The organism is Chitinophaga sp. ARDCPP14 (assembly GCF_051362515.1).
GTDB lineage: Bacteria > Bacteroidota > Bacteroidia > Chitinophagales > Chitinophagaceae > Chitinophaga.
The window spans coordinates 533265-548070 of record NZ_JBKIXB010000003.1 but is presented as its reverse complement, the minus strand read 5'-3'; the positions used below and the strand labels follow the sequence as shown (position 1 = coordinate 548070).

Here is a 14806-nt window from a genome sequence, read left to right as displayed (position 1 = left end):
TGAACATGAAACGTATTTGCATCCTGGCATGTATAGTAATAGCAGGGCTTACTTCCTGCAAAAAATTCCTTGATACGCAACCAACGGATTTTTATACCACCACAAATTATTACGGAACGGAAGCACAGCTCCAGCAGGCGCTGAACGGTGTGTACGGCGACCTGATGCGCCCAGAGCTGTATGCGCAGGTGATGGGCTTCAACTTTGTATCCACCACAGATGAGGTAATGTCTAACCGCACGGCAGACGGCGATGCACGCGGTCTCCGTTACAATTACGACGCCTCCCTTGTGCATATTGCCAACATCTGGCGTTATGCATACGTAGGCATCAATAATCTCAATTCGTTACTGGATAACATCGACAAACCAACGATGGACGCATCCCGCCGGAATATCATCAAAGGGCAGGCATTGTTCCTCCGCGGGTTCCTGTACTTCATTCTTACCAGTAATTATGGAGATGTACCTGTAGTACTTCACACACCCGCTATCAATGATGTGAACATTCCGCAGGTAAAGCAGGCAGACGTGTATGTACAAATTGAGAAGGATATGAAAGAAGCAGAAGTGCTGCTGAAAGATTATACCATCACCCAGGCGAAATTCAACGAGGTAGTAACACTCTCCGCCGTGCAGGCGATGCTGGCACGTGTATATCTTTATTGGGCTGGTTATCCGCAAAACAATACCGCCAAATACCAGGATGTGATCACCTATACAGATAAAGTGATCCTCTCCGGCCTTCATGCATTGAACCCCGATTACCGCCAGGTGTTCATCAACCTGGCTACAGATCAATATGATGTAAGAGAAAATATCTGGGAGCTGGGCTCACTGGGCGCCGCTGCCGGTGTGGTGAACAAATCGGGGAATGATATCGGTAACTTTGTGGGGATCCAGTCTACGCTGACTGCCCTGGACTCTACCTCCTATAATTCCGCCGCATGGGTATGGGCCACTAAAAAGCTGTTCGATGCTTATGAAACAGATCCCAATAGTACCCTTTTACCAAACAAACCCTCGCTGGATATGCGCCGCGACTGGAACTGCGCCAACTATATTTACAGCGGAACAAATCCCCGCGTAAAAGCAGCCCGTCCTAATCCCTGGCAGATGTGCGCCGGCAAATTCAGAAGAGAATATGTACCGCAGGCGATCCGTAACACCAATGGTGTAGGCGGCACGTACAATATCAACTGGCCCATGATCCGCTACTCAGATGTATTGCTGATGCGCGCGGAAGCAGAGAATTACGTGAACGGCCCTACGAATGCTTATAACTATGTGAACCAGGTGCGCAAAAGAGGATATGGACTGATGAATGGCAACGTAGTAAAATCCATTACGATGGTGAGTACCGGTGATGGCTATACGAAAACGCCCGCGGTAACGATTACTGGCGGTGGCGGTAACGGCGCTACAGGAACAGCGATCCTTACCGGCGGCAAGATAACGGGTATTTACCTGAACAGCCCTGGTGCATTGACGGTAGGCTCCTACTATACTACTTCGCCTGTGGTAGTGATAGGCACCTTCTGGACGCCGGGCGCCAGCTATACCACAGGCACACAAGTCACCAATGGCGGTATGCTGTACACGGTAACAACGGCAGGCACTGCTACTAATACGCCACCCACTCATACCTCCGGCGCTTCTGATCCTGCGGTGACCGGCGCTGTATTCACCTATGCAGGTACCGCAGCTACGGCTACTGCCACCATCACTACCGGTAGTGAATCAGATCTTACACCGGGTCTTAGTAAAGATGCATTTCAACTGGCCATCCGCGATGAAAGAATGCGGGAGCTGTGTTTTGAAGCCGTGAGAAAAGCGGACCTGATCCGGTGGGGCAGTTTTGTATCAGACATGCAGAACTTCGCATCCTGGGCTACCGCTAACGGTGCGGGCGTAACCTCCACAGGTAATCCTAACGGTTTGCAAGGAGTACGCAATATAAGCGCCAGGCACGTGATGCTGCCGAAGCCAACTTACGAACTCAATCTAAACCGCTTACTGACACAAAACGCAGGCTGGTAATTCTTAAAAACATCCACATGAAAAAATCATTCATCATACTGTTGTCTTTCCTTGCGGTGGCTTGTTCTAAAACACTGGAAATAGATACGCCGGATTTTAATGTAGCCCTTGATCCTGCAAGGCTGGTATCAGACACGTTTACCTATCGCCTGGGAGACACTACCCGCTTCAGGTTCAGCGGCAGTGCAGGCAATGTGACCTTCTATTCCGGGGAACCAGGCAAGCGCTACGATGGCCGCACGTCTGCAAACAAACTGGGAAAGATCACGCTGAGTTTTTCCTCAAAATCGGAATTTGGTACGCAAACAAATACCCTGCAGGTACTGGCTACCAATAAACTACCCGGTCTTGATTCCGCTTCTGTGGTAAATGCCGCATGGACGAATATCAATGATCGCGGGGCACTGGCTACCAGCGCCACCGTAGTGCCTTTTGGTACGGCTGATCTGACAGACCTTGTGGCTAACGAAAATGATTCACTCTTCATTGCTTTCAAATACAGCGGCGTAACAGGTTCCACACAGCGTACCTGGACGATCACCGAATTTACCGTGAACAATGTGTTACCGGAGAAAACGGTTTTGATCAGTTCTTTGTCGGCCGATGTGGCTTACTGGACACGCTACGGCAATGTATGGAGCCCTTCCAACGGCCGGTGGACAGCTTCTGCCACGGATCTTAAAATTACCGGTGGTGGTGGCAGCGCAGCTACAAATACCAGCTGGATTGTCACCAAACCATTATACGCGGGCCGTGTTCCGGGAGATGTAAGTACCGGCATCAAGAGTATCAATGAACCGGATAAAGAAGAATATGCTTATGCTTATCCGGCGCCGGGCGTATACAAGGCCACCTTCGTGGCTTTTAACCACACACTGGATGAAGAAAAGAAGGTTATACGGGAACTGATCATTAAAGTGACACCATAAGAATATGAAACCATTGCTTTATTTTATTTTAGCCGCCGGCATCACTGCCTACACGGTGGGCGGGGAGAAGGACTTTATCAGCAGTAATGCAGGCTTTGCCCGGCAGCAGCTTAAGCATATGCTGAAGGACACGGAATCCCGCGACAGCCTGGCCTTTCCCAGGACGATCAACAAAGAGGGGAAGATGATCACTACATCGATGTACGACTGGACACCCGGTTTTTTTCCGGGCTCACTCTGGTATGCATATGAACAAACCAAAGATCCCGCGCTGAAACAGGAAGCTGTTAAGTGGACGGAGAAGTTAAAGCCGCTGAAGGATTTTACACAACACCATGATCTTGGTTTTATGATGTATTGCAGCTATGGCAACGCTTACCGTATTACCGGCAACAAAGCGTACCGGGATATCCTTATCCAGGGCGCCCGCTCGCTCAGCACCCGTTTTAACCCGGTAACACGGAGCATTAAATCGTGGAATGCCTTTAAATCGTGGCATAGTCAGCAGCTATACTACTATCCCGTGATCATCGACAACCTGATGAACCTGGAGCTGTTGTTTTTTGCAGCTAAAGAAACCGGCGATACCAGCTTCCGCCACATTGCAGTGAGCCACGCGGAAACCGCCATGTACAACCAGATACGGCCGGATTACAGTTCCTACCATGTGGTATGTTATGATACCACCAATGGTAAGGTGCTGGCACGCGAAACTGCGCAGGGGTACGCCGATAATTCTACCTGGTCGCGTGGCCAGGCATGGGGCATCTATGGTTTTACCATGATCTACCGGGAAACACATGACCCGCGTTTCCTCAAAACTGCTACCGGTATGGCCGACTGGTTCCTGGATAATAAAAATCTTCCGGAAGATAAAGTACCCTATTGGGATTTTAATGTACAGGAGAATGGATATGTTCCAGGTGTGCGTTCCAATGCCAACAAGGTGAAAACAAAATACCGCGATGTGTCTGCCGCCGCTATTGTGGCATCAGCACTATTTGAGCTGAGTGGTTATGCCGGCAAGGGTAAGGGGGAGCAATACCGCCAGGCAGCGATCACCATACTGCATTCACTCGCAGGTACTGCGTACCGGGCGCCGGAAGAAAAGAACGGCAATTTTATATTGATGCACAGCGTGGGAAGTATCCCGCATAATGCAGAAATTGATGTGCCGCTGGTGTACGCGGATTATTATTTTTTAGAAGCATTGCAACGGTATAATGCTTTACTGGATTAGTGCATAAAAAGCGACAGGCACCTGGTTATCCGGATGCCTGTCGTTTTAGTGTTATTGATTGCCCTCTTCTTTTTTACGGGGACCCTGACTTTTTCTATATGCCTTCAGTTCATCTTTATCAAGGAAAGAATCTTTATTGGTGTCTATGGCGGCGAAATTTTCGCTTAACCTGGAAAGCCGCTTGTTGTCCTTTGCTGCTGAATCTACCTCAGCTTTGCTGAGTTTACCATCCCCATCGGTATCGATCTTTTTAAAGAATCCTTCACGATCCTGTTGCTGCGGTTGTTGTGCGTAGGTTTTTACAGACGCCAGTGTTGCCATTAACAAACCTGCTACAAAAAAATGCTTCATCATAATTGTGCGTTTTGAGTTTTTTAAAAGATTTAATTTTTTGGTGCATACTGAAAACATCCAGTAACCACAGTACGGGGTGGAAAGGAATTAGTTCAGCATATATCTAAGATAGCCGTGGAGTTGCGAAGTTTAAAGTACCCGGATGGTCACGCCGGGAATGGTTCAGTATGCCGGTAAGCTGTATAGCTTTACAGTATTGTATTTGGCGGTTTTTGCCCGAGATGGGGGCTTAACACTGTTTAACAGTGGTTAGTATTAATTAACGGTTATACCCGCGTGATCAGCCGTAAACTGGCCGATCACGCAGTATAAAAGTATTACGGCATCAGTTCCTGCAGTTTTTCCATCAAGGCCTCGCCGCGCAGGTTTTTGGCGATGATACGTCCCTGCGGATCAAGGAGGAAGTTTTGCGGAATGGCGCTTACTTCATACAGTTTACCTGCTTCGTTTTTCCATCCTTTCAGATCGGATAACTGTTGCCACGGCAGGTCGTCTTTCTTCACTGCACCAAGCCATGCGTCTTTGTTGGTATCCAGTGATACGCCAACGATCGTAAAGTTTTTCTGCTTGAATGCCAGGTATGCTTTCAGTACGTTGGGATTTTCTGCCCTACAGGGCCCGCACCAGGATGCCCAGAAGTCGACCAGCGTATATTTTCCTTTGAAATCAGAAAGCTTAACCGGTTTACCGTTCACGTCGTTCTGCGTGAAGTCCGGCGCCAATACACCAATTGAAAGCCGCCCCAGGTTATACAGCTTTTTCGCGAATTGTTTACCGGTTCCGGTGTTGCGTAATGCAGGGGAAAGTCTTTTGAAAAAAGGCGCAATACGTGGTACATCCACATCCTTGCCTGCCACCTCAATCAAGGTAGCGAGGCTGATGTATGATGCAGGATTTTGACGGATGAAAACATATTTCAGGGAGTCTGTTTCTTTTGAAACGATCTGGTATTGTTTCATCACCGTATCTATAAAGTGGGGATCTTTTTTTTGCTGTTGTGTTGCAGTGTGAAACATGGAGTCCACGGCTTTGCCCAGCTGTTCCCTGCGGAACAGCACCGTGTGTTTGTACCGCTTGTAATCATTGTTCACAGGACCTCCTGTAATTGCTGCATGGATTACAGAATCGGTGCCGGTAATTTGAATAGCCCCTTTTTCCAGGTAGCAATCATTAACATCAGCAGTCTTCTTCCATTTTGCGAAATCTTTTCCGGTATGATCAATGAGTACATGCACCATCGCAGGATCTTTCACCTGCCCGCTAAACCGGAAAGCACCTTTATTCAGCATCGCTGAGTCGAGGACCTGCTGGTTGCTCCAGCCATAGTTTGTTATCAGGTAAGCCTTTGCGGGGGTGGTAAGCGCAGGTAGTTTGATGGTTAGCGTGTATTTGCCGGACTGGGCAAGCACCGATCCCGGCGCCAGTATGGCTGCCAGTATAAAAATTTTCTTCATGAAAAATTGATGTGTTGAGAACGGACAGGATGGTTTGTTTTATCATTATCCTGTCCGTTAATCAGGTTATTGAAGATATCCCGGGTTGGGCGTTAAATTCGGATTTTGGAGGAGGTCAGCGGGCGGTATCGGCCAGTAAGACATATAGCTCATCCAGGTAGTGGGTTTGGTTGGCGCTACGGTGGCCATTACGGCATCGATGGCGCCGGTGCGTTTCAGATCGAAAAAACGATGGCCACATTCTGTAAACAGTTCGGTTTGCCTTTCTTTGGCAATAGCCTTGAGCAAACTGGCCTGTGTACCTGCCGGCAGCGCTCCGAGGCCCGCGCGTAAACGCACTACATTCAAATCTTCCATGGCATTACTTTTATTTTGCATGGCCCTGGCTTCCGCCCGGATCAGGTATTGCTCTGAAAGCCGCAGCAGTACCTGGTACTCCGCATTGGTGGACGCGGATTTATATTTGGCCGGGAAATAGTACACCGTTGCCGGGGCGGCAGAAGAGGCTGCCACTGTGGAGGTACGCACCCAGTTGGTGAAGCGTGCATCGCCGGGTTCAAAAGTGTCCTTCAAGAGGTTGCTCAGCTTAACGAATACACTGGAGGAAGCAGGACTTTGCGGCGGCACAATCGTTTCCGGCATACCATTGTTGTAGAAGGCATATTCATTGGTGAATTTCGGGCTGTTGGTCGCCAATGCCCAGATGGTTTCCCTGCTGTTGGCAACAAACACCTGGTTGATCGGCAGCATCGCATAATTGGTGTTGCTGATCAGTTCACCCGCCTGCGCTTCGGCATTGGCCCAGTCTTTTGCATAGAGGTACACCCTGGCCAGCATAGCGGTAGCCACGGCTTTGTTGGGGCGGAAACGGTTAGTGGTAGTAACCCCGTAACCATTTTTATACTCATTGTCTAAAAGGGATTGAGCCATTTTGAGATCGGCAATAATTTGCTGGTACACATCAGCTTCCGGTACGCGGAACAACCGGTTGTTTACCGTGTAATCATTCGTCAGCGCCAGCGGTACCGGGCCATAAATATTGACCAGGTAATAATAAAAATAGGCGCGCAGGAAATAGCATTCACCCAGCCATTGATTTTTATAAACGAGGTTACCCTTGCTGGCATTGATGCCCTGGATAGCCGTGTTAACGGTGAAAAGTTTTTTATACAGGTCGGTCCAGTTGCCGCTTTGCCCGCTTTGTATAGCATTCTTGTAGAACACATCTGCAAAATTACCGGTCAGCAAACTGCTGAGTTCATCGGTATACAAACCCATGGTATAGCCAATGTTGGCATTCGCGGAACCGGTAAAAGGACCGGTATTGTTCATGGTGAGGTAAATGCCGGTAACCACTGTTGATGCCATGTTATCGGTGGAATATACATCCACCGCAGCAATGGTATTGGCCGGTAGCTGGGTACCATCCAGGTATTTTTCGCAGCTGGTCAGCGTAATGCTCAGTGAAGCCGTAATGGCCAGCAGGTGTTTCGAAAAACTATAATTGACAGGAAAGATCATCTTCATTTTCATTGCATTAAAGTGTAACATTAATTCCGGTTGTAAATACGCGCAGTGGCGGGATTACGCCTGCATTCAGGTTTTCCGGATCGAGGCCATCGAATTTGGAAATGGTAAGGAGGTTTTGTCCCTGCAGGTACACCGATAGATTTTTGAGATGCAGCATTTTGTTTACTTCCGGGCTGAAACTATAGCGGATGCTTACATTCTGTAACCGTGCGTAAGTGGCGTCGCTGTAGCCGCCGGTACTGCTTTGCAGGAGGCCTTGCCGGAAGATGCTGGTGAACTGGGAACTTAACTTTGGAATATCGGTTATGTCGCCAGGTTGTTGCCAGCGGCGCAACCAGATAGTAGAACCATTTAAGCCATAGAGCCCGAAAGGAAAGGCGGTTTGACCAAGAAAGTTTTGTCCGGTGCGGCTGGTGAAATTGAAGGTGAAGTCGAGTGTCAGCCCTTTATAAGTAAAGGAATTCTGCAGTCCGCCAAAGTATTTCGGCGCCAGGTCAACAAACTCGGTTTTATCGGCCTGTGTTAATCCTCCCGAGTAATCAGCCACATTTCCTTTCGCATCGGTAAAACTATAGTTGCCGGTTTCCGGGTTTACCCCGTTGTATTTATAGAGTAGTTTACCGGTAACGGGTTTGTTCAGCACATAGTTGGCATTTTGAGTACTCGATGGTAATCTCAGCAGTTTGCTTTTAGGTATGGAAATATTGAACCTTGTTGACCAGGTAAAATGCCTGTTTTTGATATTGGTGGAACTCAGGCTGATTTCCATACCACTGGTACGTATCAGCGCATCGGAGTTTAAGGTATAGCTGGGATAGCCGGTAACAGTTGATAGGGGCTGCCCCAGCAGCTGATTGCCGGCACGATTGGAGTAATAGCTAAAGTCGGTCATAATCCGGTCGTGAAAAAATCCCAGCTCCAGACCGGCTTCCGAGTTAAAATTACGTTCCCAGTTCAGCAGGGGATTGGGAAGCGAGTTGGGTGTTAATCCAACTTTTCCATCATACGATCCGCCGATGACGCTATATGTTTCCAGGTACCGGAAATCACCAATGGCATCGCCGCCTACCACGCCGCTGCTGATCCTTATCTTACCAAAGCTGAGCCACGGCAGGTGATCAGTGATCAGCTTTTCCTGGCTGAAAATCCAGGCCAGCGCTGCAGAACCAAAGTTCCCGATACGGCGGCCAGGGCCAAACTTGGTAGAACCATCGCGCCGTGTATTGATATCGATAATATATTTATCGTCCCATACAAATTTTATAATTCCATACATACCAATGGACCGGTACTCCGTAAGATTGTAATTAGTAGTTACCGTAGATCCCGCAGAAGGGTTATTCAGCAAGGCATCAGAAGGAAATCCGGTTCCGGTGATGTCGTCAAAATACGTCACCTGGTTGTTGACCTCGCCGCCCAGTTTAATGCTTAAATCACCCTTCTTACTGATTAAAGTATTGTATTCGCCATATGGTGAAATAGTGATGGAGCGCGTATTATACTGATGAAGTATGCCTACCGTTTGCGTAGGGGCCTGGGTGTTAGTGGGATTAAATACTGTTGTGGGATAGCCGATCAGTTCCTTTCCGTTAATGGTATTGTAGCCAAAAATACTGCGGAGGGTCACTTTTTTGACCGGCCGGTAAGTGAGCGTTGCATTGGCCAGGAGATTATTCGTTACGTTTTTATACAGCCTGTTGGCGTTGCTGGCGGTGCCGCTGCTGTTTAGGTCGCTTCCGATCGACGCCCAGTTGATACTCCCGTCTTCGTTATAAGCTGGTGGTGCATTGGGAGGAGTCAGCGCGCTGACTGAAAAATCGTAGGGCACCATATCATTTTTTGAAGAGAGATAAGTACCGCCTAGGGCTAAACTGAATTTATTGTTGGTACTGCCGGTGTTTAACGCAAACCGGAGAGAGCCATCCCTGTTTGATCCGCGGTGGCGTTGTATGTTACCCATATCACGGAGACTTCCGCTGATCAGGTACGTGGTGTTTTGTGCACCTCCGCTGTAAGAAAGATTGACATTAGAAGTTGCAGCCGATTTTCCCATGAATTCTTTCCGCCAGTTGGTGTATCGGTCGGCAGGCCAGACACCATTCAGATCATTATCGCTGGCCGGTATTTCCAGTTTATCATTTGCCAGCGCTTCGCGGCGGAGCATCAGGTATTGATCGGTGTTGAGCAATGTGGGTGTTTGCCCGTTCACTGATACGCCGGTGTAGATATTGGCATTGAACGACTGTTGGGTAGACCTGGATTTCTTTGTGGTAATCAGGATCACACCATAGGCGCCGGAGGAACCGTAAATAGCAGTGGCATCCACATCTTTGAGCACATCGATGCTTTCAATATCGTTTGGATTGATATAATTCAGGCCACTGCCTCCCTGCAGAAAAGTTTGCGTGCCGTAGGAGGTATTATTGGAAAGAGGTAATGTGCCGCCCGGGTAACGTACACCGTCCACGATGATCATCGGTTGTGTGGCCCCGGTGGTGAGGTTGGCGGAGCCGCGCATCCTCACGGTAAATGCGCCCCCCGGCTGACCGGTTACCTGCTGGATAAATAATCCCGGCACCTTTCCCTGCAACGCTTCCAGCACATTATTTACGGGATTTTTTTCTATCTCTTTTGATGTAACCGTAGTAATGTTACCGGCATTAAATCTTTTGGTGGTTGTACCATAGGCCGTTATCTGCACTTCATCTATGGGTGAAGTGCTTAATGCCAGCTGGATAAGGAGCGCAGAAGGATTGCCCGAAACCAGTTTTGAAGCGCCGGCAGAAGTTCCTTCAACTCCGGAAGACTTGTGTTTGATAGGCAGTTCAGATGACACTACCTGGAAATTACTGCCGGTGAAACGCAGGAGGAGTGGAGCGAAGCCGACAGCAGATACTTTAATAACATCTCCCGTATTCACATCAAAAGAAAAAGAGCCATTGGCAACAGAAGTAGTTCCCTTATTGGTTCCTGTAATCACAATATTCACTCCCGCTAAAGGTTGTCCGTCGACAGAACGGATAAAACCTTTAACAGGAATGAATGTGGCAGCAGGGGGGGCGGAAGGAGAAGCCAGCTGGCCCGAAGGCGCAGCCGGAAGTTTTCGGGAAACAAGAATTGTCTTGCCTTCGATCACATATTCTAAAGGTTGGTTTTTAAAGACATCATTCAGCAGCTCCCGCAATGGCAGGTTATCAGCAGAAAGAGACACCGGTTTGGCATCGGCCAGCACGCCTTTCTGATTTAGCAGTACATAGCCCGTTTGCTTTTTAATAGCGGTGAACACCTGCTTCAACGTCAGGTTCCGGCCGGAGATGGTGACATGCTGCGCCATGCTGGCGGCGTGGGCATGAATAAAAGCAGCAGTTAATAAGAAGGTCGTTAATTTCATAGCCCTCAGGATTTTGGTTCTTTTTCTAAAGGGCTTGCTGAATCCTTCATTGACGGATTGCGCAATGCCCGGGTGCTGCCCCGCACGAACAGGAGGGCAATAGCATTTTTTTTGCATAGATTTGCAGCAGATTTGGTTGTTAATAAAAGTGGTTGGTAGACCGTTTTTTTGACTAATTAAATTCATCCACCGTCACAGTTAGCGCTGTGACGGTTTTTATAATAAAAGTATTATTGCACAATCAGCTTCCTGCCTTCCAGGCGGAAATGTATACCAGCTCTGCCAAGCATCACCAGCAGGCCGTTTAACGAAACGTCTTTGGTCATTTCCCCTTCAAACTCAATATCCGGAATGCCTTTTTCATACACGACTTCGATATCATACCATCGCTCCATCTGGCGCATGATTTCCGCGAAGCTCACTCCATCAAAATAGAAGATGCCATTTTTCCAGGCCATCACTTTATCGGTGTTGGCATTTTCAATCACCCGGATGCCCGTTTTCGCGGCGTTTCCGATTTGCGCCTGCTGACCTGGCCGGAGCATTATGTTGCCCGGTTGGCGCCCGTTGGCGAAGCCCGCCACACGTACCGATCCTTCCAGCAGGGTAGTGGCAATCGTTTGTTCATTTTCGTAAGCATTCACGTTAAAATGTGTGCCCAGCACTTCTATTTCGGCTTTATTGTTCACGCTCACCCGGAAGGGCATGTCCGCATTTCTCGCTACTTCAAAATAGGCTTCGCCGGTAACCGCTACTTTTCTTTCTTGACCGGAAAACAGCGTGGGGTACCGTATTGAACTGGCTGCATTCAGCCATACCTGCGTGCCATCCGGTAAAGTGACCCGGAATTGCCGGCCTTTTGGAGTAGACATCGTATTGAATACGATTTCCCCGTTGGACGCTCCTGCGGGATCGTAGGCCAGTTGCCCGTTTGCCAGTACCAGCTGCGTGCCGTTCTGTTTCGCGATCACGCCGTTGTGGAGACTATCCAGCGCTACCCGGGAGCCATCGGCCAGGGTAAGGATGGCGCCCTCCCTGCCGGGGGCAATGTCTGTGGGCTTAGCAGCCATAGCAGCTGGCGACGTATTTTTTTTATGGGCAAGCCAGAAATAGGCGCCTGCGGCCAGTACCAGCAGGATGATGGAAGCCGCTGCCCAGCTCCGGCGAGGCAGGAAGTGCATGCGGCGTGCGGGCTTATCGCTGTTTAAGGCCCGCTGCAATAAAGGCAACAGTGCCTCGTCCTGCGTGGCGTTCATATCCAGCTCGCCTGCCAGCTCATCAAAGGCTGCCTGTAATGCCTCCTGGTGATCAGGGGCCTGTAACAGCTGCTGAAACTCCACCTGCTCGGCGTCGCTCAGGCTTTTATCCAGGTATTGACCTGCCAGGTAATATATGCGTGTATTTTCCATGCGCTATATATAAGATGCGGGAAAGAAAGACTTGTCACTATCACTTTCTGAAAAAAAGTAAAAAAATAATAATGGCGGGTAACCGGGCGGAGTCTGGCAGAAAACTGCGGATGGTTTGAAGGGCAGCGCTGATGGCATTGCGTACATATCCGTCTGAAAGGCCGAGATGAGCGGCGATTTCTTTTGTGCTCAGCCCTTTTTCCCGGCTCAGCTCATAAATGGTTCTGCGCTGTGGGGACATTACCTGGAGCGCGCGTTTCACCGCATATTGTATTTCTTTCACCGAAATGCTACTCAATGCGTGGTTGAAGCTGGCGTCTTCCTGGTGAAGGTCGCCCAGCTTGGTATTATACAAGGATGTTTTGCGGAGGTATTGCAAACATTCATGAATGGTGATTTTTCTCAGCCAGGGCCCCGGGAGCTGTACGTCTCTTAGCCGGTCCCTGTTCAGCCATATCTTAATAAAAACTTCCTGTAACACCTCCTGTTTGGCCGGCTCACTGTGGAGCATGCGTAAGGCGAGTAAAGCCAATGGTGTGGAGTAAAGGTTAAATAAAGCTGCAAAAGCAGTTTCGTCCCCCTCAGCAATGCGCAAAAGCAGCTCCTTTTCAGTATATGTTTGGTTAGACGACAATTATTTTTTAAGGCTGGATTATTTCGCAAACTAGGGCAAAAAATGATAAGAAAGTAATGGTTAGTGTAATTTATAGAGGAGGTTCTAAAATAAAAGAAAAAATCCTGTAAGGTTTTTCCGTCTTCTCCGACTAATACCCGCTACCGGGAAACCGGGAAAAAATATATTCGTAAATTCATATATGCAAAGAGATCAGAACAAAGGTATCATTGCCGGCGGCAACACACTCGATCCGCATTCGTGGGTGAATAAGTATGCGGATTACCTGTATACGTATGCCGTTACACGCATTAATGATGAAGAGCAAGCGAGAGACCTGGTACAGGAAACCTTCCTGGCTGCCCTGGAAAAGGTTGATACATTTGAAGGCAGAAGCACAGAGCGGACCTGGCTTACCGCCATTTTAAAATTCAAGGTGATAGATGTTTATCGCAAAAACTCCTCCGCCTTCGCCAAACGCGCTAACCTCAGCGATGCTGAACGGGAACACCAGGATTTTTTCGATGCCATCGACGGGCACTGGAATGATCAGCACCGGCCAAGAGAATTAGGGATTGAACGGCCTGATGCGCTGGAAAATAAAGAGTTTCAGCGGATACTGCAGCTATGCATGAAGAAGCTGCCGGTGTTATGGCTTTCGGTTTTTACGATGAAGCATATGGATGATGAATCTACCGAAACCATCTGCAATACCTTAAAAGTATCTGCATCAAATTTTTGGGTGATCATACACCGGGCAAAAGTAAATCTTCGCGCCTGTCTTCAAAAAAACTGGATTTAATCAACCGCTATGAATGAATTAAAAAAGATCGCCTATAACTGCCGGAAAGCCACTTTCCTGATTGAGAAGCAGCAGATAGGCCGCATTACGCTCCGTGAGAAACTGGAACTGAAAATCCACCTGGCAGGTTGTTCCATCTGCAAAACATTCCAGCAGCAAAGCATCATCATCAATCAAATGGTACACAATTTCTTCCATTCAGCTGGCCAGGCTGAACGGAAGCTGGATGATAAATTCAAACAGGAACTGCAAAAGAGCATAGATGATAAACTGAGATAGCATTTATATCTCCTCACGCAGGGCTCCCGCAGCCGCTTTTAACAAGGAAGCGCTTACCCGTTGGGTAATATCCGGGTTGATATATTCAAAAAGAATGGTGCCTTTCCTGCTGATAATAAAAACGGATGGTACCGGCAATAATTTGTTCACGTTTTTACCTCCGGAAGTTTCCCCCAAAAATGAATCATAGTCCCGGGGGCCTTTAAAAGCAATCCCGAATTTTTTGGCAGCGTCCAGGTCTGCATCTGATAAAAGCGTATAAGTCAGTTTTTGTTTGTTTAATGTTTTATTAAGATTTTCCGGGCTGTCCGTGCTGACAGCAATCACCTGGTACCCCATATTTACAAGGTCCTGCTCAATTTCCTGCAACCCCGACAGTTGTTTTAAGCAGTAGGGGCACCAACCCCCACGATAAAAAACGAGGATGGCCGGCTTTTCTGCCACCGACTTATTCAAGTCAAAACGTTTCCCTGAAGAGGTGGGCAGTTGCAGCATGGGTATGGGTTCGCCTATCAGCAGGGGACTGATGTCTTCCGGTTTTACAGGAACACCTGCCACCATTTCTACCGTGTCTTTTACAGTTGTGGTGCCCGCCATCGCAGTATCACCTGAACTTAAAAGACCCATCACGGCGAACACAACGCAGGCATTCTTCCAGCTGGCTACGCGGAAGTACTTGTGTTTTTTAACGTTTGATTTCATATGATTTGTAGATTTTTTGCTTTAGTCGTATGAACCCGCTGGTCCTTACAAAAAGAATTGCTTT

At 48.4% G+C, this 14806-nt stretch carries 12 protein-coding genes; 5 read left to right on the top strand and 7 right to left on the bottom strand.

Annotation, left to right across the window (positions count from 1 at the left end; translation table 11 throughout):
• Positions 1–5: 5 nt before the first annotated feature.
• The 3 genes from ACLHR0_RS11325 to ACLHR0_RS11315 are packed head-to-tail and all read left to right on the top strand — an operon-like array spanning position 6 to position 4208.
• Positions 6–2039 carry a RagB/SusD family nutrient uptake outer membrane protein gene (locus ACLHR0_RS11325; protein WP_436486613.1) on the top strand — a complete coding sequence of 678 codons (2034 nt, stop codon included), beginning with the start codon at positions 6–8 and terminating at the stop codon, positions 2037–2039.
• A 17-nt stretch (positions 2040–2056) separates the two neighbouring features.
• Positions 2057–2968: a DUF5017 domain-containing protein gene (locus tag ACLHR0_RS11320; protein ID WP_436486612.1), complete on the top strand. Its 912-nt coding sequence runs from the start codon at positions 2057–2059 to the stop codon at positions 2966–2968.
• A 4-nt stretch (positions 2969–2972) separates the two neighbouring features.
• The gene (locus tag ACLHR0_RS11315) at positions 2973–4208 is read left to right on the top strand and encodes a glycoside hydrolase family 88 protein (protein ID WP_436486610.1); all 1236 of its coding nucleotides are present in this window, start codon (positions 2973–2975) and stop codon (positions 4206–4208) included.
• A gap of 51 nt (positions 4209–4259) precedes the next feature.
• Here ACLHR0_RS11315 and ACLHR0_RS11310 read toward each other — a convergent pair whose 3' ends face one another.
• The 6 genes from ACLHR0_RS11310 to ACLHR0_RS11285 all read right to left on the bottom strand — a co-directional run bounded on the left by ACLHR0_RS11310 (position 4260) and on the right by ACLHR0_RS11285 (position 12941).
• The gene (locus tag ACLHR0_RS11310) at positions 4260–4562 is read right to left on the bottom strand and encodes a hypothetical protein (protein WP_429048464.1); all 303 of its coding nucleotides are present in this window, start codon (positions 4560–4562) and stop codon (positions 4260–4262) included.
• Positions 4563–4879: 317 nt separating this feature from the next.
• The gene (locus ACLHR0_RS11305) at positions 4880–6016 is read right to left on the bottom strand and encodes a redoxin domain-containing protein (protein WP_436486608.1); all 1137 of its coding nucleotides are present in this window, start codon (positions 6014–6016) and stop codon (positions 4880–4882) included.
• A gap of 66 nt (positions 6017–6082) precedes the next feature.
• Positions 6083–7543, bottom strand: coding sequence for a RagB/SusD family nutrient uptake outer membrane protein (locus tag ACLHR0_RS11300; protein ID WP_436486606.1), 1461 nt, complete (start codon positions 7541–7543; stop codon positions 6083–6085).
• Positions 7544–7553: 10 nt separating this feature from the next.
• On the bottom strand, positions 7554–10937 hold the full coding sequence (locus ACLHR0_RS11295; RefSeq protein WP_436486604.1) for a SusC/RagA family TonB-linked outer membrane protein: 3384 nt from the start codon (positions 10935–10937) through the stop codon (positions 7554–7556).
• A 230-nt stretch (positions 10938–11167) separates the two neighbouring features.
• Entirely contained in the window at positions 11168–12346 is a 1179-nt protein-coding gene (locus tag ACLHR0_RS11290; RefSeq protein WP_436486603.1) for a FecR family protein, read from the bottom strand.
• A 40-nt stretch (positions 12347–12386) separates the two neighbouring features.
• Positions 12387–12941, bottom strand: coding sequence for an RNA polymerase sigma factor (locus ACLHR0_RS11285; RefSeq protein WP_370910661.1), 555 nt, complete (start codon positions 12939–12941; stop codon positions 12387–12389).
• Between the two features lie 220 nt (positions 12942–13161).
• On the opposite strand from ACLHR0_RS11285, the gene ACLHR0_RS11280 reads away from it, so the two are divergent.
• Both ACLHR0_RS11280 and ACLHR0_RS11275 read left to right on the top strand, forming a co-directional pair.
• The gene (locus ACLHR0_RS11280; RefSeq protein ID WP_436486601.1) at positions 13162–13761 is read left to right on the top strand and encodes a sigma-70 family RNA polymerase sigma factor; all 600 of its coding nucleotides are present in this window, start codon (positions 13162–13164) and stop codon (positions 13759–13761) included.
• Between the two features lie 9 nt (positions 13762–13770).
• Positions 13771–14040, top strand: a complete 270-nt coding sequence (locus tag ACLHR0_RS11275) for a hypothetical protein (RefSeq protein WP_436486599.1) — start codon at positions 13771–13773, stop codon at positions 14038–14040.
• 3 nt (positions 14041–14043) lie between these two features.
• Here ACLHR0_RS11275 and ACLHR0_RS11270 read toward each other — a convergent pair whose 3' ends face one another.
• A complete protein-coding gene (locus ACLHR0_RS11270) occupies positions 14044–14742 on the bottom strand; it encodes a peroxiredoxin-like family protein (RefSeq protein WP_436486598.1) in 699 nt (232 codons plus the stop codon).
• Positions 14743–14806 lie beyond the last annotated feature (64 nt).